Origin of the sequence: Falsiroseomonas sp., from assembly GCF_041690465.1 — a bacterium.
Taxonomy (GTDB): Bacteria; Pseudomonadota; Alphaproteobacteria; order Acetobacterales; family Acetobacteraceae; genus Falsiroseomonas.
The window spans coordinates 1-26254 of record NZ_JAWLHG010000057.1; the positions used below are offsets into that span (position 1 = coordinate 1).

At 71.1% G+C, this 26254-nt stretch carries 22 protein-coding genes; 4 read left to right on the forward strand and 18 right to left on the reverse strand.

The annotated features are described in order from the left end of the window. Positions 1–257: 257 nt before the first annotated feature. The gene (locus ACESM1_RS27565; RefSeq protein WP_372624437.1) at positions 258–1880 is read right to left on the reverse strand and encodes a long-chain-fatty-acid--CoA ligase; all 1623 of its coding nucleotides are present in this window, start codon (positions 1878–1880) and stop codon (positions 258–260) included. A 120-nt stretch (positions 1881–2000) separates the two neighbouring features. Between ACESM1_RS27565 and ACESM1_RS27570 the strand changes: the two genes are divergently transcribed. Together ACESM1_RS27570 and ACESM1_RS27575 are read left to right on the forward strand one after the other, a co-directional pair. After that, positions 2001–3692 (forward strand): sensor histidine kinase, encoded by a 1692-nt coding sequence (locus ACESM1_RS27570; protein WP_372624438.1) that lies wholly within the window; start codon positions 2001–2003, stop codon positions 3690–3692. Positions 3693–3775: 83 nt separating this feature from the next. Further along, a complete protein-coding gene (locus ACESM1_RS27575; RefSeq protein WP_372624439.1) occupies positions 3776–4879 on the forward strand; it encodes an acyltransferase family protein in 1104 nt (367 codons plus the stop codon). 7 nt (positions 4880–4886) lie between these two features. Here ACESM1_RS27575 and ACESM1_RS27580 read toward each other — a convergent pair whose 3' ends face one another. The 11 genes from ACESM1_RS27580 to ACESM1_RS27630 all read right to left on the reverse strand — a co-directional run bounded on the left by ACESM1_RS27580 (position 4887) and on the right by ACESM1_RS27630 (position 15905). Then, the gene (locus ACESM1_RS27580) at positions 4887–5750 is read right to left on the reverse strand and encodes a ferritin-like domain-containing protein (RefSeq protein WP_372624440.1); all 864 of its coding nucleotides are present in this window, start codon (positions 5748–5750) and stop codon (positions 4887–4889) included. Positions 5751–5845: 95 nt separating this feature from the next. After that, complete coding sequence (gene atpC, locus ACESM1_RS27585) at positions 5846–6256, reverse strand: ATP synthase F1 subunit epsilon (protein WP_372624441.1); 411 nt, start codon at positions 6254–6256, stop codon at positions 5846–5848. 31 nt (positions 6257–6287) lie between these two features. Beyond that, positions 6288–7715 (reverse strand): F0F1 ATP synthase subunit beta, encoded by a 1428-nt coding sequence (gene atpD / locus ACESM1_RS27590; RefSeq protein WP_372624442.1) that lies wholly within the window; start codon positions 7713–7715, stop codon positions 6288–6290. A gap of 13 nt (positions 7716–7728) precedes the next feature. Continuing rightward, positions 7729–8613: a F0F1 ATP synthase subunit gamma gene (locus tag ACESM1_RS27595; RefSeq protein WP_372624443.1), complete on the reverse strand. Its 885-nt coding sequence runs from the start codon at positions 8611–8613 to the stop codon at positions 7729–7731. A 30-nt stretch (positions 8614–8643) separates the two neighbouring features. Next, complete coding sequence (gene atpA / locus ACESM1_RS27600) at positions 8644–10176, reverse strand: F0F1 ATP synthase subunit alpha (RefSeq protein WP_372624444.1); 1533 nt, start codon at positions 10174–10176, stop codon at positions 8644–8646. Position 10177: 1 nt separating this feature from the next. Further along, entirely contained in the window at positions 10178–10783 is a 606-nt protein-coding gene (gene atpH, locus ACESM1_RS27605; RefSeq protein ID WP_372624445.1) for an ATP synthase F1 subunit delta, read from the reverse strand. Positions 10784–10945: 162 nt separating this feature from the next. Further along, on the reverse strand, positions 10946–11854 hold the full coding sequence (locus tag ACESM1_RS27610; RefSeq protein ID WP_372624446.1) for a DMT family transporter: 909 nt from the start codon (positions 11852–11854) through the stop codon (positions 10946–10948). A 141-nt stretch (positions 11855–11995) separates the two neighbouring features. Continuing rightward, on the reverse strand, positions 11996–13144 hold the full coding sequence (locus ACESM1_RS27615) for a mandelate racemase/muconate lactonizing enzyme family protein (protein WP_372624447.1): 1149 nt from the start codon (positions 13142–13144) through the stop codon (positions 11996–11998). 8 nt (positions 13145–13152) lie between these two features. Next, positions 13153–14124 (reverse strand): Bug family tripartite tricarboxylate transporter substrate binding protein, encoded by a 972-nt coding sequence (locus ACESM1_RS27620; RefSeq protein WP_372624448.1) that lies wholly within the window; start codon positions 14122–14124, stop codon positions 13153–13155. Between the two features lie 25 nt (positions 14125–14149). Further along, positions 14150–15565: an amidohydrolase family protein gene (locus tag ACESM1_RS27625; protein ID WP_372624449.1), complete on the reverse strand. Its 1416-nt coding sequence runs from the start codon at positions 15563–15565 to the stop codon at positions 14150–14152. Position 15566: 1 nt separating this feature from the next. Further along, positions 15567–15905, reverse strand: coding sequence for a hypothetical protein (locus tag ACESM1_RS27630; protein ID WP_372624450.1), 339 nt, complete (start codon positions 15903–15905; stop codon positions 15567–15569). 144 nt (positions 15906–16049) lie between these two features. Here ACESM1_RS27630 and ACESM1_RS27635 point away from each other — a divergent pair, with 144 nt between their 5' ends. Next, a complete protein-coding gene (locus ACESM1_RS27635) occupies positions 16050–16754 on the forward strand; it encodes an SIMPL domain-containing protein (protein ID WP_372624451.1) in 705 nt (234 codons plus the stop codon). Between the two features lie 6 nt (positions 16755–16760). Here the strand turns inward: ACESM1_RS27635 and ACESM1_RS27640 are convergent, their stop codons facing one another. From ACESM1_RS27640 to ACESM1_RS27655, 4 genes are all read right to left on the reverse strand, one after another. Continuing rightward, positions 16761–17417 (reverse strand): MBL fold metallo-hydrolase, encoded by a 657-nt coding sequence (locus ACESM1_RS27640; protein WP_372624452.1) that lies wholly within the window; start codon positions 17415–17417, stop codon positions 16761–16763. Positions 17418–17449: 32 nt separating this feature from the next. Further along, positions 17450–17872 carry a BLUF domain-containing protein gene (locus ACESM1_RS27645; protein WP_372624453.1) on the reverse strand — a complete coding sequence of 141 codons (423 nt, stop codon included), beginning with the start codon at positions 17870–17872 and terminating at the stop codon, positions 17450–17452. Positions 17873–17913: 41 nt separating this feature from the next. After that, positions 17914–19683: a DNA mismatch repair endonuclease MutL gene (gene mutL, locus ACESM1_RS27650; RefSeq protein WP_372624454.1), complete on the reverse strand. Its 1770-nt coding sequence runs from the start codon at positions 19681–19683 to the stop codon at positions 17914–17916. Positions 19684–19916: 233 nt separating this feature from the next. Continuing rightward, positions 19917–20591, reverse strand: a complete 675-nt coding sequence (locus ACESM1_RS27655; protein ID WP_372624455.1) for a Crp/Fnr family transcriptional regulator — start codon at positions 20589–20591, stop codon at positions 19917–19919. Between the two features lie 217 nt (positions 20592–20808). Between ACESM1_RS27655 and ACESM1_RS27660 the strand changes: the two genes are divergently transcribed. After that, positions 20809–21873, forward strand: a complete 1065-nt coding sequence (locus tag ACESM1_RS27660) for a linear amide C-N hydrolase (protein ID WP_372624456.1) — start codon at positions 20809–20811, stop codon at positions 21871–21873. A gap of 181 nt (positions 21874–22054) precedes the next feature. On the opposite strand, the gene fdhF is transcribed toward ACESM1_RS27660, so the two are convergent. Both fdhF and ACESM1_RS27670 read right to left on the reverse strand, forming a co-directional pair. After that, positions 22055–24817, reverse strand: a complete 2763-nt coding sequence (fdhF, locus tag ACESM1_RS27665) for a formate dehydrogenase subunit alpha (RefSeq protein WP_372624457.1) — start codon at positions 24815–24817, stop codon at positions 22055–22057. After that, positions 24814–26254 (reverse strand): NADH-ubiquinone oxidoreductase-F iron-sulfur binding region domain-containing protein (locus ACESM1_RS27670; RefSeq protein ID WP_372624458.1); only part of this gene is annotated, 1441 nt, incomplete at its 5' end. The genes ACESM1_RS27670 and fdhF, both read right to left, overlap by 4 nt.

The window sequence follows — 26254 nt, forward strand, 5'->3', positions numbered from 1 at the left end:
CATCTCCGCCTCCAGCCAAAGCTGGACGCCTACGAATCACACCCTGCCGCGCCGCATCCAATCACAAGCCGATTCCAGCCTGGGCTACTCGGGTCTAGCTGAAGCCGTCAACCTGCTGGCGCAACCAGCGCCCGGTTGTGGCCCGACGCTCCCGGCGCACCACGCCGCTGGTGCAGGGATCGGCCTTGCCCGGCGAAACTCCGCATGGCCCCTTCTGGATTACCGCAGCCCCCAGGCTCCCGGGAAGCAGTTCCGCCCTACGGCACCCCGAAATACCCCGCGAACTGCTCCCGCAGCTTCGTCTTCAGGATCTTCCCCGTCGCGGTGTGCGGGATCTCCACCACCACCACCACGTCGTCCGGCATCCACCACTTCGCGACATGCGGCGCGATGTGGTCCAGCAGCGACTGCTTCTCGATCGTCCTGCCCTGCTTCGGCACCACCACCAGCAGCGGCCGCTCGTCCCATTTCGGGTGCCGCGCCGCCACCACCGCGGCCTCCGCGACATCCGGATGGCCCACCGCCAGGTTCTCCAGCTCGATCGAGCTGATCCACTCGCCGCCGGACTTGATCACGTCCTTGGTGCGGTCGGTGATGTGCATGTAGCCCTGCGGGTCGATGGTCGCCACGTCGCCTGTCTCGAACCAGCCATCCGGCGTCAGCGCGTCCTTCTCCTCCTTGAAGTAGCGCCTGGTCACCGTCGGCCCCTTCACCTGCAGGTTCCCGAAGGTCGTGCCGTCCCAGGGCTGCTCCGCGCCGTCGTCGCCGACGATGCGCATGTCCACGGTGAAAGGCGGAAAACCCTGCTTCTCCTGCAGGTCGAGCATTGCTTCCTGGTCGGCCGGCTCGGCTTCCGGCTTCACGCCGCAGATCGTGCCGATCGGCGAGGTCTCGGTCATGCCCCAGGCATGCATCACCTGCACGCCGCGATCCGCGAAGGCCTTGGTGATCGCGCGCGGGCAGGCGCTGCCGCCGATCACCACGCGCTTCAGCGTGGACAGCGGTGCGCCCGTCGCCTCCAGGTGCTGCAACAGGCTGAGCCACACCGTCGGCACCGCCGCGGTGAAGGTCACCCCCTCCTTCTCCATCAGCTCGTGGATCGAGGCGCCGTCAAGCTTCGGCCCGGGCATCACCAGCCCCGCCCCGGTCGCCGCGGCGGAGAAGGGCAGGCACCAGCCATTCGCGTGGAACATCGGCACCACCGGCATCACCCGCTCCGCCGCGCGCATCCCGAACATGTCGGGCGCCGAGCTCGCCATCGCGTGCAGCACGTTGGAGCGGTGCGAATAAAGCACGCCCTTCGGATTGCCCGTGGTGCCGGAGGTGTAGCAGAGCCCCGCCGCCGCATTCTCCTCCACCGCGGCCCATTCGAAATCGCCATCCGCTTCCGCGATCCAGCTCTCGTAATCCACCGCGCCCGGCAGCCGCGTCTCCGGCATGTGCGCCGCATCGGTCAGGATCACGTAGCGCTTCACATGCGGCAGGCCGGGCGAGATCTTCTCCAGCAGCGGCACGAAGCTCAGGTCCGCCAGCATCATCCGGCTTTCGGCGTGGTTCAGGATCCAGCTGATCTGCTCGGGGAAGAGCCGCGGGTTGAGCGTGTGGTACACACCGCCGACACCGGTGATGCCGTACCAGGCCTCGATGTGGCGCCAGGTGTTCCAGGCCATCGTCGCGACCCGGTCGCCTTCCCTCACCCCCTCCCGCGCCAGGCGCTGCGCCAGGCGGAGCGCCCGGGCTCGGACGGTGCGGTAGTCGGTGGCGTGGAACGGCCCCTCCACGCTGCGGCTGGCGATGCGCCGCCCGCCATGGTGGCGTGCCGCGTGGTCGAGCAGCCGGTGGATGCGCAGCGGCCAGTCCTGCATCAGCCCGAGCATCATGTCCTCCCAGGAAGTCCGTGCTTCTTGCCGCCATCCTGTGCGGGCGAGCCCGCCGCCGGCAAGCCCGTGGCCGCAGGCCCGCCGCCGCGCTAGGTTGGCGCCGGACAGGACAGGACCCGGATGCCGGACGCAAGCGGCGCGCCGCTGGTGCAGACCAAGGTGGAGACGCGGCGGCGACGCTGGCTCTCGCCGCTGCTGCGCCGCATCCTGCTGCTGAACGCCCTCCCCCCGGCGCTGCTCGCCGCCGCGCTGCTCTACCTCGACCAGTACCAGAACGGGCTGCTGGCCGCCGAGGTGCAGGCGCTGCGCACCCAGGCCAACATCTACGCCGGCGCCATCGCCGAGGCCGCCACCCGGACCCGCGACGACCGCACCACCCTGGTGCCGGAGCAGGCCCGCCCCCTGCTGCGCCGCCTGGTGGAGCCCTCCCCCAACACCCAGGCGCGGCTGTTCGACACCACCGGCCTGCTGGTCGCCGACAGCCGCGTGCGGGAGGGCCCGGGCGGCGCCATCGTCACCGAGCCCCTGCCCCCGCCGGAACCCCGCGGCGCCTTCGCGGGCACCGTCGCCGGCCTCTACGACCGCATGCTCGCGATCCTCCCCCGCGCCACGCAGCAGGCGGAGGTGATGGTGGACGTGAACCCGGACGCCCCCTCCTTCGACTGGCAGCCGGAATTCGGCGGCACCGGCAGCGCCCAGACCGGCGCCGACCGGCGGGAGGAGTTGCGAGTCGCCCTCGAAGGCGGGGTGCGCCCCTACATCCGCCGCACCGCCGATGGCCGCCTGCTGGTCTCGGTGGCCGAGCCGGCGCGCCGCGGCGCCACGCCTGTCGGCATCGTGCTGCTGACGCGCGAGGCGCGGGAGGTGGATGCCCGCCTGCTCGAGATCCGTGTCTCCGTCCTGGCCCTCTTCGGCCTGGCGCTGCTGCTGACGGTCCTGGCCTCCTTCTACCTGGCGCGGACGCTCGCCACGCCGATCCTGCAACTGGCCGAATCGGCGGCGGCAATGCGCGAGGGCGAAGGCCGCGCCGGCAGCGTGCCGCCGCCGCTGCTGGCCCGCAACGACGAGATCGGCGTGCTTGCGCGCGACCTGCAGGCGGCGGCGCGCGCGCTCTGGGCCCGCATCGACGCCAACGAACGCTTCGCCGCGGACGTGGCGCATGAGCTGCGCAACCCCCTCACCTCCGTGCGCAGCGCGATCGAGACGCTGCGCCGCATCGAGGACACTGCGAAGCAGAAGCGCCTGCTGCAGATCATCTCCGACGATGCGGTGCGGATGGACCGCCTGATCAACGACATCTCCGACAGCTCCAAGGTGGACGCCGAGCTGTCACGCACCGTCGCGCAGCCGGTGGATGTGGCGCCCATCCTCGGCGCGCTCGCCGAGTTGCACGCCGCGACGCGCGAGGAGGGCGACCCGGTGGTGGAGGTCGAGGCACCGGCGCGCGTGATCGTGCGCGGCGTTGAAGGCCGGCTGGTGCAGGTGTTCCGCAACCTGATCGGCAACGCCATCTCCTTCAGTCCGTGCGACGGCAAGGTGATGGTGCGCGCGCGCGCACTCGGCGCCTATGTGGAGTTCACCATCGAGGATGAGGGCCCCGGCATCCCGGAGGCGAAGCTGGAAAGCATCTTCGACCGCTTCTACAGCGAGCGCCCGACCGGCGAGATGTTCGGCCAGCATTCGGGGCTGGGGCTCTCGATCTCGAAGCAGATCGTGGAAGGGCTGCGCGGCCGCATCGCCGCGGAGAACCGGCGTGACGCCGGGGGCAAGGTGCTCGGCGCCCGCTTCAGCGTGCGGCTGCCGGCGGCCTGACCGCGCCCCGCCACCGGCGCGATTGCCGCTGTTGTGAGCGCTAATCACTGGCAGGCTGCGTCGCTCCCGCGTTGAATCCCGCGATGACGACACCGCCGCCCCCAATGGAGGAGCGCCTGCTCGAACTGGACGGGCTGCGCGGCCTGGCCGCGCTGGCCGTGCTGCTGCACCACGCGCTGCACCTGCTGCCGCCCGGGAATGTGCAGCGTGCAGCGGAGGCGGCCAGCAGCCTGCTCGCCGCGACACCACTGCGCGTGGTCGAGACCGGCCGTCCAGCCGTGTTGTTCTTCTTCGTCCTCTCCGGCTTCGTGCTGACACGCGCGCTGCTCGCCGGCACGGCGCCCGTCAGCCTCCTGGTCTTCGCCCTGCAGCGCTCGATCCGCATCCTGCTGCCGGTGGCGGTGGCGCTCGGGCTTTCGGTGTCGCTGCGACTCGTCGTGTTCGATCCGGCCGCGGCAGAGACGGCGCCGGGCCATCATCTCTACACGTGGTTCCTGGACCCCACGCCGCTGCGCCTGGCGGCGGAGCTCGCCTTGCTGCGCAACGACTTCAACGTGGTCCTGTGGTCGCTGGCGCATGAGTGGCGGCTGACGCTGCTGCTGCCGCTGGTGCTGCTGTTCCGTGGCCGGGCGGCGCTGCTGCTCGCGCTGGCTGCACTTGCCGCCGCATCCAGCGTGCTGCTCGGCGTCGCGGAGGACGAGGTGTTCCTGCCGCGCGACCCGCTGCTCGGCCTCGCTGCCACGCTCTATTTCGCGCTCGGCATCGGAGCGGGCGTGGCGCTGGCCCTCGCCGGGCCGCTGCCGCGCCTGACGCGGGATCAGGCGCTCGCCACAGCGGTCGGCGCGGTGGCGGCCTTCTCGCTGAGCTCGGACCTGGCGAGCTATGCAGGCTCCGTGCTGCTGATCCTGCTGGCATCGCAGGCGGGACCGCTGCGGAATGCGCTACGCCGGCGACCGGTGGTCGCGCTCGGCCGGATCTCCTTCAGCCTCTATCTCATCCATGTCCCGGTGCTGCTCGCTGTCTGGCACCTGGTGGAGCCGCAATTGCCGGCCGCGGCCACGGTGCTCGGCATGCTGGCAGCGCTGGCCGCCGCGCCGCTGTTCTGGCTGGCGGTGGAAGAGCCGGCGCGGCGGCTGGCACGCTGGCTCGGCGGAACCGGGCTGGCCAGGCGGAAGCGGCCAGCTTGAGAGGCGTTCAGGCGGCGACCGGGAGCGCCGCCGCGGCGTTCTCTTTCGTCACCCTGGTCAGTGCCGCCCGATAGCGCTCACGCCGCCATTGCAGCAGCCGCCAAGCCCCCCTGGCGGCGATCCGGGAAAGCCGCCCGCGCGGCTCCAGCCCGACGGATTTGAAGATCATGCCCATGCCACGCTCGATGTGGCGGAGGCGGTAGTACTCCATGGCGCCGGCCATGTAGCCGGCGATGCAGCGGTCGTGGTCGTAGGGCGTGCCCGGCGGCTCGTTCGAGCAGTGAAAGGCGTAGGCGAGCTCGTCATCCTCGCTCTCGCCGATCCGGCCCGCAGCGACCTTCAGGCGCTGCACGAAGGAGAGATTCTCCCGCGCCAGGTAGCGCTTCATGTGGTCGTAGAACAGCTTGAAGTGGCGGTACTCGTCGGCCGCGATCAGGCGGCAGACCTCCTTCAGCACCGGCTCCTCGGTGCCTTCGCCGAGCGCGGTGTAGTAGCTGCTGGTGCCGGTCTCCACCATGCAGCGGGCGATCAGCTCGCCGGTGCGGCTGCCGCGGATGGAGGCGTCGGCCCTGGTGTCGATCTTGAAGCTCTCGCGATAGCGCGCGAAGGCGCCGCGGAAGTCCCAGGACGGGTCGGCGAGCGTCGCCCACCTGCCCAGCGCCTCGCCGTGCTGGACCTCCTCGACCGCCCAGTGCTCGGCGGCGAGCTTGAAGTCCGGATCGTCGCGGAAGACCGATTTCAGATAGAGCGCGTAGTCGTCGCCATTGCGCTCGACCATCGCCGCCGCCTTGACCAGCGGCACGAGCTCCGGGTCCAGCTTCGACGCGTCGAAGCGGTCCCACGCCACCTGCTCGATTCGCCAGTGCTTCATGCAACCCCCAGAGACACGAAAGCCGTCCGCAAGGGTATGTCTTGCGGACGGCTCTCGGTTTCAAGCGGCCCGCGCATGCGGGCCGGGCAGGCAGGTCAGGCGGCCTGGGCGGCCTGCAGCATCGCGCGGGCGGAAAGAAGCCGGGCCATGGCAGCATCGCGCTTCTCGGGCGTTTCGCCCGCGGCGGTGGCGAAGGCCTCCTCCGCCTCACGAATGCGCGACTCGGCCGTGGCGCGGGAGAGCTGCGCCACCGGCGTAGCCTCGTCGGCCAGCACGGTGCACCGTTCCGGCGTCACCTCGGCGAAGCCGCCGCCCACGAACAGGCGCTCCGTCACCTGCCCACCCTCGCGCACGGTGATCACGCCGCCGCCGAGCGCCACGATCATCGGCGAATGGCCGGGCAGCACGCCCATCTCGCCCTCGGCCGCCGGCAGCACCGCCATCTCCACGTCGCGGCTCAGCAGCAGCTTCTCGGGGCTCACCAGTTCAAACTGGAAGGTCGCCATCGTGTCGGTTTCCTGGCCTCGGGCCGGCGGCTTACGCCGCGGCCTTCAGGCTTTCGCCCTTCTTCACCGCGTCCTCGATGGTGCCGACCATGTAGAAGGCGGCTTCCGGCAGGTGGTCGTACTCGCCGGCCACGATGCCCGCGAAGCTGCGGATCGTGTCCTCCAGCTTCACGAACACGCCCGGGGAGCCGGTGAAGACCTCGGCGACGTGGAAGGGCTGGCTGAGGAAGCGCTGGATCTTGCGCGCGCGCGCCACGATCAGCTTGTCCTCTTCCGAGAGCTCGTCCATGCCCAGGATGGCGATGATGTCCTGCAGCGACTTGTAGGTCTGCAGCACGCGCTGCACCTCGCGCGCCACGCGGTAGTGCTCCTCACCCACGACGCGAGGATCGAGCGCGCGGGAGGTGCTGTCCAGCGGGTCCACTGCCGGGAAGATCGCCATCTCCGCGATCGAGCGGCTGAGCACCGTGGTCGCGTCAAGGTGCGCGAAGGAGGTGGCCGGCGCCGGATCGGTCAGGTCGTCGGCGGGCACGTAGATCGCCTGCACCGAGGTGATCGAGCCCTTCTTGGTGGAGGTGATGCGCTCCTGCAGCGCGCCCATGTCGGTGGACAGCGTCGGCTGGTAGCCCACCGCGGAGGGAATGCGGCCAAGCAGCGCCGACACTTCCGCGCCGGCCTGGGTGAAGCGGAAGATGTTGTCCACGAAGAACAGCACGTCCTGGCCCTGCTCGTCGCGGAAGTATTCGGCGATCGAAAGGCCCGTCAGGCCGACGCGCGCACGCGCGCCGGGCGGCTCGTTCATCTGGCCATAGACGAGCGCCACCTTGGAGCCTTCGGTGTTGCCGTCGTTCAGCTTGATGACGCCGGCATCCACCATCTCGTGGTAGAGGTCGTTGCCTTCGCGCGTGCGCTCGCCGACGCCGGCGAAGACGGACACGCCGCCATGTGCCTTCGCGACGTTGTTGATCAGCTCCTGGATGGTGACGGTCTTGCCCACGCCGGCGCCGCCGAACAGGCCGATCTTGCCGCCCTTCAGGTAGGGCGCCAGCAGGTCGATGACCTTGATGCCCGTCACCAGGATCTCGGCCGAGGTCGCCTGCTCGTCGAAGGGCGGGGCGTCGCGGTGGATGGTGTAGGTCTTCTCGTGCGGGACGGCGCCGCGCTCGTCAATCGGCTCGCCGATGACGTTCAGGATGCGCCCGAGCGTGCCGCTGCCGACAGGCACCGAGATGCCCTTGCCGGTGTCCACCACCTCGAAGCCACGCACCAGGCCGTCCGTGGTGTCCATCGCGATGGTGCGCACGGTGCGCTCGCCGAGGTGCTGGGCGACCTCGAGCACCAGGGTGCGCTCGTCGATCTTGACGGTCAGCGCGTTGAGGATGGCGGGCAGCTCGGCGGGGAACTGCACGTCCACCACGGCGCCGAGCACCTGCGTGACCTTGCCGACATTGTTCTTCATCAGGGGTTGCTCCTCAGACCGCCTCGGCACCGGAGATGATCTCGATCAGCTCCTTGGTGATGTTGGCCTGTCGCGTGCGGTTGTAGTTGAGCGTGAGCTTGTTGATCATCTCGCCGGCGTTGCGCGTGGCGCTGTCCATCGCGTTCATCTGGCTGCCGTAGAAACCCGCATTGTTCTCCAGCAATGCGCGATAGACCTGGATCGCCAGGTTGCGCGGCAGCAGCGCGGAAAGGATTTCCTCCTCGGCCGGCTCATATTCGTACAGAGCCTGCGGGCCGCGCGCGGCGTCCTGCTTTGTCTCGGGCAGCGGCGCCGGGATCAGCCGCTGCTCGGTGGGAACCTGGGTGATGACGCTGCGGAAGCGGTTGTACAGCAGGGTGCAGACGTCGAACTCGCCGGCCTCCAGCATCTGGGTGATGCGGTCGGCGACCACTTCCGCGTCCTCGAACCCGATGCGCTTCTTCCCGAGAAAGGTGATCTCGCCAACGATGTGGCGGGGAAACTCGCGCCTCAGGAAGGCAGCACCCTTGCGGCCGACGGAGAGCACCTTCACCGTCTTGCCCTCGGCCTCCAGCGCGCGGATGCGCGCGCGGGCGAGGCGGCCGATATTGGTATTGAACGGCCCAGCCAGGCCGCGATCGGCGGTGACCACGACCAGCATGTGCACCTTGTCGCCGCCAGTGCCGACCAACATGCGCGGTGCGTTCGGGCTGTTCGCCACCGAGGCGCCGAGCGAGGCCAGTATCCGCTCCATGCGCTCGGCATAGGGGCGGGCCGCCTCGGCCTGGCTCTGCGCGCGGCGGAGCTTCGCCGCCGCGACCATCTTCATCGCCTGCGTGATCTTGCGCGTGGACTTGACGCTGTTGATGCGTCCACGCAGGTCCTTCAAGCTGGGCATCGGATCGCTTCCGCTTGGGTCAGCCCAGGATCAGGCGAAGGTCTTGGCGAAATCGTCGAGGAAGGAGACGAGCTTCGCCTCGGTCTCCTTCTTGATCTCGCGGTCGCTGCGGATCGAGTCGAGGATGTCCGGCGCGCGGGTCTTCATCTCGGACAGCACGCGCCGCTCGAACTCGCCCACCTTGTTCACCGGGATCTTGTCGAGGTAGCCGCGGGTGCCGGCGAAGATCGCCACCACCTGCTCCTCCACCGGGACCGGGCGGTACTGAGGCTGCTTCAGCAACTCCGTGAGCCGCGCGCCACGCGCCAGCAGCGCCTGCGTGGTGGCGTCGAGGTCGGAAGCGAACTGCGCGAAGGCCGCCATCTCGCGGTACTGCGCGAGCTCCAGCTTGATCTTGCCGGCGACCTGCTTCATCGCCTTGATCTGCGCCGCGGAGCCGACGCGGGAGACCGAAAGGCCGACATTCACCGCGGGGCGGATGCCCCTGAAGAACAGCTCCGTCTCCAGGAAGATCTGCCCGTCGGTGATCGAGATCACGTTGGTCGGGATGTAGGCGGACACGTCGCCAGCCTGCGTCTCGATCACCGGCAGCGCGGTCAGCGAGCCGTTGCCGAAATCGTCGTTCATCTTCGCCGCCCGCTCCAGCAGGCGCGAGTGCAGGTAGAACACGTCGCCCGGATAGGCCTCGCGGCCCGGCGGCCGGCGCAGCAGCAGCGACATCTGGCGGTAGGCGACGGCCTGCTTGGACAGGTCGTCGTAGAAGATCACCGCATGCATGCCGTTGTCGCGGAAGAACTCGCCCATCGCGCAGCCGCTGTAGGGCGCGAGGAACTGCATCGGCGCCGGGTCCGACGCGGTGGCCGCGACGATGATGGAGTATTCGAGCGCACCGCTCTCCTCCAGCTGCTTCACCAGCTGCGCCACGGTGGAGCGCTTCTGCCCGACCGCGACGTAGATGCAGTAGAGCTTCTTGCTCTCGTCGTCGCCGGCGTTGACGGTCTTCTGGTTGATGATCGTGTCCACGATCACCGCGGTCTTACCTGTCTGCCGGTCGCCGATGATCAGCTCGCGCTGGCCACGGCCGATCGGGATCAGCGCGTCGATCGCCTTGATGCCGGTCTGCATCGGCTCATGCACCGACTTGCGCGGGATGATGCCCGGCGCCTTCACCTCGACGCGGGTGCGGCTGACATCGGTCAGCGGGCCCTTGCCGTCGATCGGGTTGCCGAGCGCGTCCACCACGCGGCCGAGCAGGCCCTTGCCGACGGGCACGTCCACGATGTCGCCGGTGCGGCTGACCGTGTCGCCTTCCTTGACGCCCTTGTCGTCGCCGAAGATCACGATGCCGACATTGTCGGTCTCGAGGTTGAGCGCCATGCCCTTGATGCCGGCGTTCGGAAACTCCACCAGCTCGCCGGCCATCACGTTCTGCAGGCCGAAGACGCGCGCGATGCCGTCACCGACCGTCAGCACGGTGCCGACCTCGGCCACATTGGCCTCGGCGTCGAAGCTGGAGATCTGCTGCTTCAGGATCTCCGAGATCTCGGCAGGACGGATCTCCATGTCAGGCAGCCCCCTTCATTGCGTACTGCAGTCGCTGCAGCTTGGACTTGATCGAGTTGTCGTAGAGGCGAGAGCCGATGCGGACCACGAGACCCCCGAGAAGCGTGGGATCCACGGTTTCCTGCAGCTGCACGCCGGAGAAACCGGCTTCGGTCAGCCGCGCCACGATCTGTGCGCGCTGGGTGTCCGAAAGCGGATGGGCGGTCGCGACCTTCGCCGTCTGCTGGCCGCGGCGCGATGCGAGCTGGGCGCCGAAGGCGGCGGCCACTTCCGGCAACCTGCCGAGGCGCCGGTTGACGATCATCACCCCGACGAGGTTCCGTACTTCGGGACCGATGCCCGCCCTTTCAATGATGGCGAAGGCGCCGCGGCGCTGCTCGCTGGCGGCGAGGCGCGGATCCTCCACGAACGCACGGAAGCCGGCATCCTCGCGCCACAGGCGGAACAGCGCCTCGAGGTCGGCGGCGATGCGGTCGGCCGCGCCCGGCTCCGTCTGGCGGAGATCGTCCACGATGCCGAGGAGCGCCAGCGCGTAGCGCTCCGCCAGCCCGGTCGGGTTGGGCGCCTGCGGTGAGGCTGAGGTGACGTTCGTCGAGGCGGAGGCCAAGGCGGTCCCGGTCCTGTTGCTGGGCGGCGCGCCATGCGGGCGCGACAAGACGCCACGCGAGACGGGGACCCGAAAGCCCCCCCTGCGGCGGCGGCAGCGCCTTACCATGCGTGTTGCGGCGCGTAAATATGGCCGGGGTCCGCCCAAGGGCTCGGCGGAGGCTCAGCGCCGGCCCAGAAGCACCAGCATGACGCCCGCCACCACGACCAGCGCGCCGATGAAGTCGGCCGGCTTCGCCTTCTCCCGCAGGTAGAAACGGCTGAAGGCCAGGGTGAACAGGATCTCCACCTGGCCCACGGTGCGGACCATCGCCACCGGCGCCAGCGCGAAGGCGGAGAACCAGCAGGCCGAGCCCAATGCGGACAGCGCCCCCACCTGGCCCGAGCTGCGCCAGGTCGCGAAGACCGCGCGAATCGATCCCGGCTCGGTGCGCAGCAGCCAGGCGCCCTGCATCAGGGTCTGCAGCGCATTGGTCGCCACCAGGATGACCAGCGCCTTGTAGATCAGGTCGTCGCCCGGCATGGACTGGTTCGCCGCCTTGATGAACACGGCGGTGACGCTGAAGCAGAAGCCCGCCCCGATGCCGCAGAGCGCCGCCGGCTGGGTGATGCCGCGCAGCATCTCCGCCGGCGAGGTGCCGCGCCCGGACAGCGAGAGATAGAGCACCCCCGCCACCCCCACCCCGATCCCCAGCCAGGAAACCGGCGAGAGAAACTCACCGAGCAGCAGTGCCGCGAGCACTGCCGACTGTACCGCCTCGGTCTTGGAATAGGCGGTGCCGACCGCGAAGTTGCGATAGCCGAAGGCCATGATCAGCAGGTTGGTGCCGAGGATCTGCCCGAACCCGCCCAGCGCGCAGAAAAGCAATGCCCAGGGCGTCAGCGACGGCAGCGGGTCGCCGGAGCCGAAGGCGTAGAGCGCCACCAGGGCCGCCCCCACCGGCACGCCATAGAGATAGCGCACCACCGCCGCGGCGTTCACCGACAGCTCACCGCGCAGCTTCTGCTGCAGCGCGGTGCGCCAACACTGGAACAGCGCTGCGGTGACGGTGATTGCGATCCAGGCGGGCATCGGGGCCAGTTAATCGCGGAACCGGGCGCGCGTCTCCCCGCGCGGTTCACATGGCACCTTCGCCCGCGCCTCCGCCCCCCCTGCCCCGCTCAACCCTGCCCCGCCCGCCCGGGCGGGAAGGTCTGCCGGGATTCGCGAGCCTCAGCCCAGCCGCGGGTCCAGCCAGGGCCGGTCCATCCGCTTCCAGGGCGCGTGCGGTCCCGCCGCCAATGCCACGCCGAGACCGGGCGCCTGCGGCAGCTTCGCCGCGCCATCCACGAAGCGCAACGACTCGCCTTCGACCAGGTCGAAGAACGTCTCGGTCTCGCCGAACTGGACTTCCAGCAGCAGGAAATTGGGGACGACCGAGCAGAGATGCACGGAATGCGCGTGGCAGACCGGGCCGGTCGGGTTGTGCGGCGCAATCTCCACGCCCGCCGTCTGGGCCAGCGCGGCGATGCGGCGGATCTCCTCGATGCCGCCGGCATGCTTGGCATCCGGCATCAGCACGTCGTAGCCGCCGGCCTCGATCACCCGGCGATAGGCGGCCAACCCTGCCAGCGACTCGGCGCCAGCCAGGCGCATGCCGCGGTCATTCGCCATCCCGCGCAGCCGCGCGATCTCGGGCAGGTTCGCCTCGGCCACCGGGCATTCCAGCCAGAACAGGCGGAACTCCGCGACGTCGCGGACCAGCCCCGCAGCCCCGCCGGGGGAGAAGCGCCAATGCGCGTCCACCATCACATCGACGCCCGGCCCAACCGCTTGCCGCACCGCGGCGATGCGCGCAAGGCCCTCGGCATAGGCCGCGCGATTCGCATCGGTATAGCCCTCCTCCCAGACCATCGGCTCGAAGGGGGCGAGCTTCACCGCACGGAAGCCCTGCTCCGTGGCGCGGCGCGCGGCGGCGGCAAAGCCTTCCGGGCTGCGCGGGTTCGCGCCTCGGTTGATGTTGGCATAGAGCCGCACCGGGTCGCGCAGCGCGCCGCCCAGGGACAGGTGCAGCGGCTCCCCCGCGCGCTGCGCCGCCAGGTCGCACAGCGCCTGCTCGAAGGCGGAGAGCACCGTCGCGGCCACCAGCCCGCCCTGCGCGTGAGGGATCAGCCGGGCCAGCCGGTTGCGGTGCCGCGCGTCCTCGCCGGTGACGTTGGCGGCCAGCCGCGCCGCCTCCGCCTCCAGCAGCCCTTCCTGGTTGGCCAGCGTGCATTCGCCGAGGCCGGTGCGGCCATCGGCCGTCCGCACCTCCAGGAAGGACCAGTTCGTCTTCGGCGTGACGTTGATGCCGCGGAAGGTGAGCGCCTCGATGCGCGACATGAGAAGCCCTATTCGATCCGGATGTTGGCGCGCTGCGCCACGTCGCGCCACTTGGCGATGTCGCTGCGCACGCGGGCGGCGAGCACGTCGGGCGTGCTGGTGATGACCTGACCGCCGATCAGCTTCACGCGGTCGATCACATCCGGCAGGCGGCCGATGCGCTGGAGCTCCGGCACTAGCCGCTGCACCACCGCCTGCGGCAGGCCGGGCGGGCCGAACAGCGCGTTCCAGGCGATCGTCTCGAAGCCCTTGAGGCCGCTCTCGTCCAGCGTCGGCACGTCGGGCGTGTCGGGCCAGCGCTGCAGGCTGGTCACGGCCAGCAGCTTCACCTCGCCGCGGCGGACGAAGGGCATCACGTTGACCAGGTTGGCGATCAGGAAGGGCGCGTCGCCGGTGATCACCGCCTGCCCCATCGCCGAGGCGCCGCGATAGGGGATGTGCACCAGGTCCACACCGGCCATCAGCTTGAACAGCTCGGCCGAGAAATGCGCCGAGGACCCGACGCCGCCGCTGCCGTAGTTGTAATGTCCCGGTGGCTTCGCCTTGATCGCCGCGATCAGCTCCGCGACGGTGTTCCCGGGGAAGACGCGCGGGTTCACCACCAGTGCATTCGGCCCGGTCACCAGCAGCGAGATCGGCACGAAATCGGTCTCGATGTTGTAGGGCAGGTCGCGGTACAGTGCGGCGTTCACCCCCATGGCGCCGGCATTGCCCATCAGCAGCGTGCTGCCATCCGGCGCCGCGCGGAATACATGCTCCACGCCGATCCGCCCGCCGGCGCCAGGGCGGTTGTCCACCGGCACCGGCTGGCCGAGTGCGGCTTCGAGGTGGTGGGCGAAGAGGCGGATGGTGGTGTCGTTGCCGCCGCCGGGTGCGCCCGGCTCGACGATGCGAACCGGCCGGGTCGGCCAGGCCTGCGCGCCGGCGCGTGATGCGGCGAGGCCGCCGGCCGTGGCCGCAAGAAGCGTGCGACGGTTCATGTTCTTCCTCCCTTGCTCCCGGCGTTCAGCGCCGGGTCCGGCCCCAGCCGGGATCCTCCACCACCATAGGACGAAGATTGGCGCGGTCCAGCATGGCCTCGGTCTCGCGCGACGCTTCCTCGGCAATGGCCGCGCCGTCGAGATGCGGCGCGACGCCGTCGCGCAGCAGCGCGCGGCCGCCGACCACCACGTCCCGCACGTCCTGGCCGGACGCGAAATACACCACGCGGGAGACCGGCATGTTGGCCGGCACCATGTGCGGCGCGGTGAGGTCCACGGTGATCACATCGGCCAGTTTGCCCGGCTCCAGGCTGCCGATCTCGTCGGCCAGGCCGAGGCCCTTCGCCGCGTCCACCGTCACCATCTCCAGCGCCTTCCCCGGCGGGATGAGCGCCTCGTCGCGGAAATGCCGCTGGTGGTAGCGGATGCACTGGAACATGTGGCGGAACATGTCGCCCGAGCGGTCCGGCGCCGTGGCGTCCGAGCCGATCATCACCGTCACGCCCGCCTCCATCATGCGCGGCGCCGGGCAATAGCCGCGCACCGCGGCGATGGCGGAGGGATTGTGCACCACGCTCGCCCCGGTGGTGACCAGCGCCTCGATATCGGCATCGGTCAGGTCGGTGCAGTGGGAGAGGAAGGCGTGCCGGTCGAGCAGCCCGAACATGCGCGCCGCCATGTCGATGCTGCCGGCGCGGTGGCCATCCTGGTGGAACAGCGCGCCGTGCTTCCGACCGGCCTCGCGGATCAGCCGGCCATGCCGTTCGATCTCGGCGACCTTTGCCGGGTCGTGCTTCGCCTCTCGATAGACGGGCATCAGCGTGGCGATGCGGATGCCGTCCCTGCCGTGCAGCGTCTCCAGGCAGGCTTCGACGGTGGCGAGCTGCTGCTCGAAGGAGACCGGACGCTCGACGCCATCGGCGCCGACATAGGGCCTGGGGAAAGGCGGCCGCGTTGCGCCGATCGCCACGATGGCGCGGATGCCCACCTCCTTCACACCGGCGACATGCGCGGCGCAGAAGGCTGGGTCGTCGGTGCGCATCACGCTGTCGCCGCCGCCGAGCAGCGAGACGCCGGTGGTGACCCCGAAGCGCAACCGCTCATAGGCCGCGAGCCTGGCCTCCGCCTGCCAGAAGGAGGGCGGCGAGGCGAGCGTGTAGATCACGCGGCAGGCCTCCATCCAGCCGGCCGAATCGCCGCTGCCCATGGTCTTGACCAGGCCGTGGCCGGCATGCGCGTGGCCGTCGATCAGCCCGGGCAGGATGGCCTTGCCGCGTGCCTCGATCACCTGCTCCGCGTTCGGGTGCGCGGCGGCGACTTCGGCGGTCGGGCCGACGGCGGCGATGCGGCCACCGGCGATGGCGACCGCACCGTCGGTGATGACGCGCCGCTCGGCATCCATGGTGATCACCACGCCGCCGCGGATCAGAAGGTCGGTCATGTCACGCGTTCTCCGTTTCGCCGATCATGCGGTTCTTCGCCGCACGCCGCCACAGCGCACGCGGCACCCGATGCCCGAAGCGGTTCAGCCACCTGCGCCGGTCCCAGGCGACATACGGCACGAGAAGCCAGAGCCATGGCTCCCAATGAACCTCAGCCAACATCCACCGCGGAATGCTGAAGAAGGCCTCGGTCCCCGACATGTCCGTGCTGCCGTGGATGGCCCAGACTCCGCCCATCGGCCACCCCTCCTTGAAAAGCCACCAGCCTGGCTTGCCCGGATGGCGTCGGAAAGCCATCATGACGTTTGGCAGCAACAGCCGATCTGTCAGGGCATTCATGCTCTGCTTGGCATTCCCGAGCGTCCGGCACCGGACTGGAAGCCTCGGATGCGCGCTGCGGCGCGTCAACGGCGTTGCGATCCCGCCATGATGGCGCCACGCTGGGCAGCTTCCATATGCCTCTGTTCGGATGGAGGAGAGACGATGCGTCGCGCCCTGCTGCTGGCCGCTTTCATGACCCCCGTGGTCGCCCTGCCCATCGGCGGCGCTGCGCAACCGGCCCCCGGCGCGGCTCCACTGGCCGAAACCGAGCTGCATATCGGCGAGCGCGCCGAGGTCACCCGCGCCCCGGATGAGGTGGTCGCCACACTGCGCGCCGAGGCCCGCGCCGGCAGCGCGGCGGCCGCGCAGGAAGCGGTGAACCGCGCCGTCACGGCCGCCGTTGCGCGGGCCCGCGCGGTGCAGGGCGTGCGTGTCTCGACCGGTGGCTACTGGACCAACCGCGTGGACCAGGGGCGGAGCTGGCAGGCGGCGCAGCAGATCACGCTGCGCGGCACCGAGGCCACCGCCCTGCTGGAACTGGCCGGCACCCTGCAGGAGCAGGGCCTGGCGATGGGCGGGCTGCACTGGCAGCTGACCCGCGATGCCGCGCGCGCGGCGCGCGAGGAAGCCTCGCGCCTCGCGCTGGAAGCGCTGCGCCGCCGCGCCCAGGCTGTGGCGGACCAGCTCGGCCTGCAGATGGTCGGGCTGAAGGAGGTGCGGATCGATGCGCCCGACCACGGAGATCCACGGCCGATGATGGCCATGGCCGCCCGCAGCGCCAGCGCCGCGCCGCCGCCGGTGGCGGTCGCCGAGGATGTGGTGGTCTCCGCCGCAGTGCAGGCGGTGGCGATCCTGCGGCCGAGGTAGGCGCGGCTATCTGAGAAACGGGTTCGACCGCCGTTCCTCGCCGAAGGTCGAGCCCGGCCCGTGCCCGCAGAGGAAGCGCATCTCGTCGCCGAGGGGCAACAGCTTCTCCTTGATCGCGGCGATCAGCGCCGCGTGGTCGCCATAGGGGAAGTCGGTCCGCCCGATCGAGCCGCGGAACAGCACGTCTCCCACAACCGCGAAGCCGAGCTCCTTCGAGACGAACACCACATGCCCCGGCGCGTGCCCCGGGCAATGCAGCACGGCGAAGGCCTGCCCGGCGATGCAGACGGCGTCGCCCTCCTCGAGCCAGCGGTCGGGCGTGGCATTCGCCATGCCGTCCAGCCCGTACTGCGCCGCCTGGTCGGCGATGCCGGAAAGCAGGAAGGCATCGTCGCGATGCGGCCCCTCGATCGGCACCACGCTGGCCTGCTTGGCCTCCAGCGCCAGCTTCAGGGCCATCGCGCCGCCGGCATGATCCAGATGCCCGTGGGTGAGCAGGATGCGGTCCACCGTGAAGCCCGCGCGGTCCAGCGCAGCCAGGATGCGCGGCGCGTCCCCGCCGGGGTCCACCACGGCGCCGCGGTTGGTCTCCGCATCCCAGATCAGGGTGCAGTTCTGCTGGAACGGCGTGACGGCGATCTGCGCGGCCTGGATCTTCAGCATGGCGGCGGGAGTGCCGCTTCCCGACCCGCGCGTCAATCGGCCGCGGCGCTCCAGCCGAGCTGCGGCTGCTTGGCGAGCCGCACGAAGACCTGGCGCAGCTCGACGGCCGCCAGGGCGGTGACATCGCGCAGGCGGAGCTCCGCACGCGTCCACATCCAGCACATCACGGGATCGTCGCGCATTGTCCAGTCGGCGAAGATCCGCATCGATGTGTCGCCGCACCAGACCAGCGACACGTCGACATGGCGCCGGTCCTGCAGGATGCGCCCGAAGGTCGCTGTCACCTTGTCGCGCGGCCCCTCCAGCATCTGGATGAACAGGTCGCGCCGGCAGATCAGCGCACCGGTCAGCCCGTCGCGTTCGTTGCAGCGCCGCGCGGTCACCAGGATCTCCTCCAGCATGGCCGCCTCGAAGCCGGAGGGGCGGGAGGCATAGATCAGCTGCATCAAGCGCATCAGTTCCACCTTCCTACTCTTGGAAGGCAGCATGCACCGTTTCAGCGCCGACCGAACAGCCTCTCCAGCTCCGCCTTGCCGAGGCGGATGAAGGTCGGCCGGCCATGGCTGCAGGTGGCCGCCCGCGGCGTCGCCTCCATCTGTCGCAGCAGCGCGGCCATCTCCGCCGGGGTCAGGCGGCGGCCGGCGCGGATCGAGCCATGGCAGGCCAGCCGGGCCAGCGCCGCATCGAGCCGGTCGGCCAGGGCCAGGGTCTCGCCGCTTTCGGCGAGTTCCTCCGCGAGGTCGGCCAGCAGCGGCGCCGGGTCGGGCGCGCCCAGCAGGGCGGGCGTGGCGCGCACCAGCACCGCGCCGGGACCGAATCCCTCCAGCTCCAGGCCCAGGCGGGCAAGCGATGCGGCGGCGTCGAGCAGCCGGCTGACGGCAGCGGACGGCATCTCCACCACGGCGGGCAGCAGCAGGGGCTGGGCACGCACGCGGCCCTCGGCGAGCTGCGCCTTCAGCGCCTCATGGGTCAGGCGTTCATGCGCGGCGTGCTGATCCACCAGCACCAGGGCGCCGTCGGGCGCCTCGGCCAGCACATAGGTCGAGAGCAGCTGCGCCAGCGGCCGGCCGAGCGGGCCTTCCTCGCCGGGCAGGATCTCGGGCGTGGGCATGGGCGGCGCGGGGGCGAAGCCGAGCGAAAGGCGCGGCGCCGACCACTGCGCCGGGCGCTGCGGCACCGGCTGCGGCCGCCAGGCCGGCCCGTGCAGCGGCGCCGCCTGCGGCTCGGCAAAGCCCGGCGGCGCGGCGCCGTCCTGTGTCAGCCCCGGCACCGCCGCCACGCCGACCGCCAGCGCGCGGCGCAGCGCGGAGATCAGCAGGCCGCGCACGCCCTCGGCATCGCGGAAGCGGAGCTCGGTCTTCATCGGGTGGACGTTGACGTCCACCGCCTCCGGCGGGATGTCGAGGAACAGCGCCGCCGCGGGATGCCGCCCCCGCGGGATCAGCTCGCGATAGGCGACGCGCAGCGCCGTGCGCAGCTGCGGGTCGCGCACCGGGCGGCGGTTCACCACCAGATGCTGGAACTCGCCGGTCGCGCGGTGATGGGTCGGCGCGGCGGCGAGGCCCGAGAGCGCCAGTCCCTCGCGCGCCGCCTCCACCGGCAGCGACGCGGCGGCGAAATCGGGGCCGAGCAGCGCGGCGATGCGCGCGTCGCGGTCCTGCCGCGCCAGCGCCAGCGCGACGCGGCCCTCCACCTCGACGCGGAAGGCGACTTCCGGCCAGGCGAGGGCCAGGCGGCGCACCGCCTCCACCGCCGCCTCGGCCTCGCTGCGCGGAGTCCTGAGGAAGGCGCGGCGGGCGGGCGTGGCGAAGAAGAGATCGCGCAGCTCGACGCGCGTGCCCGGCGGGCCGGAAGCGGGCGCGACCGGCGATTTGCGCCCGCCCTCCACCGTGATGGCATGCGCCGCGCCGTCGCGCGTGCAGGAGGTGATGGCGAGCCGCGCCACCGCACCGATCGAGGGCAGCGCCTCGCCGCGGAAACCGAGCGTGGCGATGCGGAACAGCGCGGCCTCGTCGGGCAGCTTGGAGGTGGCGTGGCGCTCCACGGCGAGGCCCAGTTCCTCGGCCGACATGCCAGAGCCATCGTCCTCCACCAGGATGCGGCCGATGCCGCCTTCCTCCAGCGTCACGGCGATGCGGGTGGCGCCGGCGTCGAGCGCGTTCTCGACGAGTTCCTTCACCGCCGCGGCGGGCCGCTCCACCACCTCGCCGGCGGCGATGCGGTTGGATGTGGTCTCCGGCAGCAGGCGGATTCGCGACGCGGCCATGCGGAGGGTGATGCGCCGTGGCGCGGGGCGGGGCAAGGGCGAGGTGGTCAGCGGCTCCGCGCCCGCAACCGCTGCTTGACGTTCCGAGCGCGCCTCGGAGGGGCGGAACAGCCGTGATCGACCCGAAGCGGACTCGCGCGGCGGCTTCCCCCGTGGCCAGCGAGCCGGGCCAGCTCCAAACCAGGCCCCCCCGCGTGGCCCGCCGTCCGCCCACCAGCCGCGCGCCCGGCGCATCACGTCGCGTTGTCGCCATAGGCGAAGGCCCCAAGTCCTTGCGCGTCCAGCAGCCGGATCCGATTGTACCCGCACTCGATCCAGCGCTCGGCTTCGAACAAGGCCAGCTTGCGGCCGACGTCATGGCGCGACAGGTTGGCCATCTCGCCCAACTGCGCGTGGGTCAGCCAGAAGCCCTGCGGATCGTCGGGCACCACCTCACCCACCCCCAGCACCCGCAGCAGCACGGCGGCCAGACGTCGGCCGGCATCCGGGGTGAGCAGGTCGCGCACGGCCCACGCGCCGAGGCGATTGCCGATCTCCGCGAGCTGCCCCACGCGGACGGCGATGTCGGGATCGCTCCGCATCAGCGGCACGAGCCGTGTGCGCGATAGGAACAGAAGCCGGCTGGGCTCCATCGCCCGGTAGGTGAGTTCGCGAGGACCTCCATGCAGCAGGGCCTTGATCCCGAACCACTCGCCTGGGCGCATGACATGGCCGAGCAGCGGGGTCTGGCGCCGATGCCCGCCCTCGACGCCGATCGCGCCCGACACGATCCCGTAGAGGCCGTTGGACTCGTCGTCGATGCGGAACACGGCGTTGCCCGGCCGTGCGTCCACCGGCACCGCCTCGCGGATAAGCAGAGACCGGAACGCGGCCGGATGCTCGGCGAGCCAGCCGCGCGCCGCGAACACAGCCGCTGGATCATCCGGGGGAGTGCGACGCGCCGCCTGCGGGAGCATTGCACAATGCTACTTCGCGCAACATTGCGGCGTCGAGGAGCGGTTACCCGGGACCGGCAAGGATGGTCGCGGGCAACATGCGGCGACATCCGGCACCGGGCCTCGGCACGATCCTGTCGTCGGCGGCGGAGCGGCCCGGGAAACCCTAGGCACGACAGGAGGAACCTCTATGGCAACAACCATCGGACGGCGCCTGGTGCTCGGCGCGGGCGTCGCGCTGCCCTTCCTGGCGGCGGTGCCTCGCCAGGCGCAGGCCTGCTCGCGCGCGCTGTGGAACTGGCCCGGCCTCGGGGTCTTCATCGGCCGCAACATGGACTGGTTCGAAGACACCGAGAGCAACGTCTGGATCCTGCCGCGCGGCATGGAGCGGGACGGCGCCACGCCGGCCAACCCGCTGCGCTGGACCAGCCGCTACGGCAGCCTCGTGGTCACCGTCTACGACAACACGATGGTGGACGGCGTGAACGAGGCGGGGCTCGCGGGGCATGTGCTCTACCTGCCGGACACCACGACCGGGCCGCGCGATGCGTCGAAGCCCGGCCTCAGCATCAGCCAGTGGCTCACCTGGTATCTCGACACCTGCGGGTCCGTCGCCGAGGCGGTCGAGCGCACGCGGGCGGAGCCGTTCCAGCTCCGCATGGCGGTCGAGCCGAACAGCGGCATGGCGGGGACGGTGCACATCGCGCTGAACGACCGAGGCGGCGACACTGCGATCTTCGAATGCATCGGCGGACGCGTCAACATCTACCACGACCGTCGCTTCGTGGTGATGACCAACCAGCCGACCTTCGACAAGCAGCTCGAGAACCTACGCCGCTTCCAGGGCTTCGGCGGGACGGAGCGGCTGCCCGGCACGCATGAGGCGGCCGACCGCTTCGTCCGCGCCGCCTACTACGTCACGCACCTGCCGACGCCGCGTTCGCAGCGCGAGGCGGTGGCGTCCATCATGAGCGTGATGCGCAACGTCTCCGCGCCCTTCGGCGTCGCCGACCGCGCACGCCCCAACATCGCCACGACCATCTGGCGCAGCGTGAACAGCCTCGAGCAGCGGACGATGTATTTCGACGGCGTGTACAGCGCCAACGTGTTCTGGATGAACTACGGCCGCTACGACTACGCGCCCGGCGCCGGCGTTCGGAAGCTCACGGTGGTGGGCAACTACGACCTGATCGGCGACGTCGGCGACCGCTTCGCGCCCGCCGCCATGTTCCCGGGGCTGCCGTCCAACGAGTGACGGGCGCACGGCCGGATGGGAGCTACCCCGCGCCACGGCCGCAATCGTGTCCCGGCCGTGGCGCGGAATGCGCGGAGCCCAGGGCGCGTGGCCACTGCGTGGCCACCCTCGCCCGGACCTCGCCGGCAAGGTCCGCTCCCCGCCCTTCCCAGCCGCCGCGCCTTCCTTCCGAGGCGCCCACTCAGACCGCCTCCACCCGCACCGCGCAGAACTTGAACTCCGGGATCTTGCCGGAGGGGTCGAGCTGCGGGTTGGTCAGCAGGTTGGCCGCGGCCTCGCGATAGGCGAAGGGCAGGAAGACCAGACCCTCCGGCAGGCCGGGATCGGCGCGCGCCGCCAGTTCCACCGCGCCGCGCCGGGTGGTGAGGCGCAAGCGCCCGCCCGGCGCCACGCCGAGCCGGCGCAGGGCCTCCGGCGCCAGCGAGGCGGTGGCCGCCGGCTGCAAGGCATCCAGCACACCGGCGCGGCGGGTCATCGCGCCGGTGTGCCAGTGCTCCAGCTCGCGCCCCGTGGTGAGCACGAAGGGGAAGTCGTCATCCGGCATCTCCGCCGGGTCGCGCGGCCCGGCGGGCACCAGCCGGGCGCGGCCGCTGGCGGTGGGGAAGCCGTCGCCGAACACGATCTCCTGCCCCGGGGCGTCCGGCGCGGCGCAGGGATAGGTCACGCTGTCCTCGCGCAGCAGGCGATCCCAGGTGATGTTGGCCAGGCTCGGCATCGCCTCGGTCATCTCGGCGAAGACCTCGCGCGGATGGGTGTAGGTCCAGTTCAGGCCCAGGCGGCGCGCCATCTCCACGATGATGTCGAGGTCCTGCCGCGCCTGGCCCGGCAGCGGCAACGCCTTGCGCCCCATCTGCACCTGGCGGTTGGTGTTGGTGACCGTGCCGTCCTTCTCCGGCCAGGCCGAGGCAGGCAGCACCACATCCGCCAGCGCCGCCGTCTCGGTCAGGAAGATGTCCTGCACGACGAGGTGATCGAGCTTCGCCAGCCCGCTGCGCGCATGCGCAAGATCCGGGTCCGACATCGCCGGGTTCTCGCCCATGATGTACATGCCCGCGATCTCGCCCCGCTCCATGGCGTGCATGATCTCCACCACCGTCAGGCCCGGCGTGGGATCGAGCTCGGCATCCCAGAGGTCGGACAGGCGGTGCCGCGTGGCGGTGTCGAAGGTGGAGCGGTAGTCGGGGAAGGACATCGGGATCAGCCCGGCATCCGAGGCGCCCTGCACGTTGTTCTGCCCGCGCAGCGGATGCAGCCCCGTCCCCGGCCGGCCCACCTGGCCGCAGAGCAGGGCGAGGGCGATCAGGCAGCGCGTGTTGTCGGTGCCATGGGTGGACTGGCTGATCCCCATGCCCCAGAGGATCAGCGCCGTGCGCGCCCGCGCGAAGAGCCGCGCGACGCGACGGATCTGCTCGGCGGGAACGCCGCAGAGCGGCGCCATCGCCTCCGGCGTCAGCGCGGCGACGTGGTCGCGCAGCTTGTCGAAATCCTCGGTATGGGCGGCGACGTATTGCGCGTCGTACAGCTTCTCCGCGATCACCACATGCAGCAGCGCGTTCAGCAGCGGCACGTCGCGACCCGGCGCGAAGCGCACCACCTCGGCGGCGAAGCGGTCGAGCCCGGTGCCGCGCGGGTCCATCACCACCAGCTGCGCGCCACGGTCCGCCGCGTCCTTCAGGAAGGTCGCGGCAACCGGGTGGTTCTCCGTCGGCCGTGCACCGATCACCACGATCACCTCGGCCTCCTTCGCCGCGGTGAAGGGCGCGGTGACGGCACCGCTGCCGATGCCTTCCAGCAGCGCGGCGACCGAGGCCGCGTGGCACAGTCGCGTGCAATGGTCCACGTTGTTGGTGCCGAAGCCGGTGCGCACCAGCTTCTGGAACAGATAGGCTTCCTCGTTCGATCCCTTGGCCGAGCCGAAGCCAGCCAGCGCGTTGCGCCCGCGCGTGTCGCGGATGCGCAGCAGCCCGGCGGCGGCGCGCGCCATCGCCTCCTCCCAGCTCGCCTCGCGGAATTTCTGCCGCGCCGCCGCGGGATCGAGGCAGTCGGCAGGATCCTTCGCCGCACCCTCGATCCGCACCAGCGGCACGGTCAGCCGGTCCGGATGGCGCACATAGTCGAAGCCGAAGCGCCCCTTCACGCAGAGCCGGCCCCGATTGGAAGGGCCGTCGCGGCCGGTCACCTCGACGATCGCGTCGTCCCGCACGCGGAACCCCACCTGGCAGCCGACGCCGCAATAGGGGCAGACGCTCGCCACCTCGCGCGTGTCGTCCTGCGCACGCGCGCCACGCGCATCCACCACCGATTTCGGCAGCAGCGCGCCGGTCGGGCAGGCCTGCACGCATTCGCCGCAGGCAACGCAGGTGGACTCCCCCATCGGCGTCGCGGTGTCGAACACCACGGCGACGTCCATGCCTCGATGCGCCAGCCCGATGACGTCGTTGTGCTGCACCTCGCGGCAGGCGCGCTCGCACAACCCGCACTGGATGCAGGCGTCGAGCTGCACCAGCATCGCCGGATGGCTGGCATCGGGCGCGGTGGCGCGCGGCTCCGGCGCGAAGCGGCTGCGCTCCACGCCGAGATGCCGCGCCCAGCGCGCGAAGACGCCGCCTGCATCGCGCGACAGCGCGTGGGAGCCGCCAGGCGAGGCCGCGCCGGGCTGGTCGGCCAGCAGCAGCTCGAACACCATCTTCCGGGCGTGCTGCACGCGCGGCGTGGCGCTGTGCACCACCATCCCCTCGCGCGGCGTGCGGATGCAGGAGGCGGCGAGCACGCGTTCGCCCGCGATCTCGACCACGCAGGCGCGGCAATTGCCGTCGGGCCGGTAGCCCGGGCGTTCCAGATGGCAGAGATGCGGCACCTCCGCGCCGAGCCGCGTCGCCACCTGCCAGATCGTCTCGCCCGGCGCGGCCTCGACCTCACGCCCGTCCAGGACGAAGCGCGTCATGGCGCCGCCTCCTCCGGGAAGTGCCGCAGCAGCGAGAGCACCGGGTTCATCGCCGCCTGCCCCAGCCCGCAGATCGAGCCATCCGCCATGGCCTGCGCCAGCTCCTTCAGCAGTTCGCGGTCCCACGCCGGCGCCTCGAGCAGCCGCGCTGCCTTCGCGGTGCCGACGCGGCATGGCGTGCATTGGCCGCAGCTCTCGTCACGGAAGAAGCGCACCAGGTTGCGCGCCGCCTCGGCCAGGTCGTCCCGGTCGGACAGCACCACCACCGCGCCGGAGCCGACGAAGCAGCCATGCGGTTCCAGCGTGCCGAAATCCAGCGGTAGGTCGGCCATGGTGGCCGGCAGGATCCCGCCCGAGGCACCACCCGGCAGGTAGGCCGCGAGGCGATGGCCCGGCTGCATCCCGCCGGCATACTCCTCGATCAGCTCCCGCGCGGTGATGCCGGCTGGCGCCAGCTTCTCGCCGGGATCGCGCACGCGGCCGGAAACCGAGAAGAAGCGCAGACCGCTCCGCCCGCGCCGGCCCTCTGCCGCGAAGCCCGCGGCCCCTTCGGCGCTGCCAAGGATCTCCGGCAGGAACCACAGCGTCTCGACGTTGTGGATCAGCGTCGGCCGGCCGAACAGGCCCGCCTCGCCGGGATAGGGCGGCTTGTGGCGGGGATAGCCGCGCCGGCCTTCCAGGCTCTCCAGCAGCCCGGTTTCCTCGCCGCAGATATAGGCGCCTGCCCCGCGGCGCAGATGGATCGGCAGCGTCGCCAGGCCTTCATGCGCCAGCGCCGCAACCTCGCGTTCCAGTGCGTGACGGAGATGCGGGTATTCGTCGCGCAGATAGATCCAGCAGGCCTCCGCCTCCACCGCATGCGCCGCCAGCAGCATGCCTTCCAGCACGCGATGCGACGAGGTCTCCAGGCAGTAGCGGTCCTTGAAGGTGCCGGGCTCGCCCTCATCGGCATTCACGACGAGATGGCGCGGCCCGGGATTGGCGCGCACCAGCTGCCACTTGCGGGCCGCCGGGAAGCCGGCGCCGCCGAGGCCGCGCAGCCCCGCCGCCGTGACCCGTTCCAGCATGGCGTCGCGCGACAAGGCGCCCGAGATCGCCTGCGCCAGCACCCGGTAGCCGCCCGCGTCGCGGTAGGCGGCGAGGCTCGGCGGCACGGCAAGCGCCGGCCCCTCCCCGGCCGCCGCGCGCGCCACGCGCCCCGGAGTCGCCTGTTCCACCAGGGCATGGCCCACGGCGCAGGCCGGCGCGCGGTGACAGGCGCCCATGCAGGGCGCGGCGACCACCCGCGCGCCGCCCGGCGGCGCCGCGCGCAACGCGGCGAGCAGGCCGGCCGCGCCGGCCATCGCACAGGGCAGGCTCTCGCAGACGCGGATCGTGAGCGGCGCGGGCGGCGGCGCGTCGTCGGCCAGCAGGTCGAAATGCGCGTAGAAGCTGGCG

Bases quoted from the DNA above. Each gene is read 5' to 3' on its own strand.
- atpD (WP_372624442.1), bottom strand. From the start codon at position 7,715: ATGAAGAACAATGTCGGCAAGGTCACGCAGGTGCTCGGCGCCGTGGTG.
- ACESM1_RS27615 (WP_372624447.1), bottom strand. From the start codon at position 13,144: ATGTCGCGCATCGAGGCGCTCACCTTCCGCGGCATCAACGTCACGCCG.
- ACESM1_RS27580 (WP_372624440.1), bottom strand. From the start codon at position 5,750: ATGAAGCACTGGCGAATCGAGCAGGTGGCGTGGGACCGCTTCGACGCG.
- ACESM1_RS27630 (WP_372624450.1), bottom strand. From the start codon at position 15,905: ATGAATGCCCTGACAGATCGGCTGTTGCTGCCAAACGTCATGATGGCT.
- ACESM1_RS27620 (WP_372624448.1), bottom strand. From the start codon at position 14,124: ATGAACCGTCGCACGCTTCTTGCGGCCACGGCCGGCGGCCTCGCCGCA.
- ACESM1_RS27640 (WP_372624452.1), bottom strand. From the start codon at position 17,417: ATGCTGAAGATCCAGGCCGCGCAGATCGCCGTCACGCCGTTCCAGCAG.
- ACESM1_RS27625 (WP_372624449.1), bottom strand. From the start codon at position 15,565: ATGACCGACCTTCTGATCCGCGGCGGCGTGGTGATCACCATGGATGCC.
- ACESM1_RS27570 (WP_372624438.1), top strand. From the start codon at position 2,001: ATGCCGGACGCAAGCGGCGCGCCGCTGGTGCAGACCAAGGTGGAGACG.
- mutL (WP_372624454.1), bottom strand. From the start codon at position 19,683: ATGGCCGCGTCGCGAATCCGCCTGCTGCCGGAGACCACATCCAACCGC.
- fdhF (WP_372624457.1), bottom strand. From the start codon at position 24,817: ATGACGCGCTTCGTCCTGGACGGGCGTGAGGTCGAGGCCGCGCCGGGC.
- ACESM1_RS27595 (WP_372624443.1), bottom strand. From the start codon at position 8,613: ATGCCCAGCTTGAAGGACCTGCGTGGACGCATCAACAGCGTCAAGTCC.
- ACESM1_RS27610 (WP_372624446.1), bottom strand. From the start codon at position 11,854: ATGCCCGCCTGGATCGCAATCACCGTCACCGCAGCGCTGTTCCAGTGT.
- atpC (WP_372624441.1), bottom strand. From the start codon at position 6,256: ATGGCGACCTTCCAGTTTGAACTGGTGAGCCCCGAGAAGCTGCTGCTG.
- ACESM1_RS27565 (WP_372624437.1), bottom strand. From the start codon at position 1,880: ATGATGCTCGGGCTGATGCAGGACTGGCCGCTGCGCATCCACCGGCTG.
- ACESM1_RS27660 (WP_372624456.1), top strand. From the start codon at position 20,809: ATGGCAACAACCATCGGACGGCGCCTGGTGCTCGGCGCGGGCGTCGCG.
- atpA (WP_372624444.1), bottom strand. From the start codon at position 10,176: ATGGAGATCCGTCCTGCCGAGATCTCGGAGATCCTGAAGCAGCAGATC.
- ACESM1_RS27645 (WP_372624453.1), bottom strand. From the start codon at position 17,872: ATGCGCTTGATGCAGCTGATCTATGCCTCCCGCCCCTCCGGCTTCGAG.
- ACESM1_RS27635 (WP_372624451.1), top strand. From the start codon at position 16,050: ATGCGTCGCGCCCTGCTGCTGGCCGCTTTCATGACCCCCGTGGTCGCC.
- ACESM1_RS27575 (WP_372624439.1), top strand. From the start codon at position 3,776: ATGACGACACCGCCGCCCCCAATGGAGGAGCGCCTGCTCGAACTGGAC.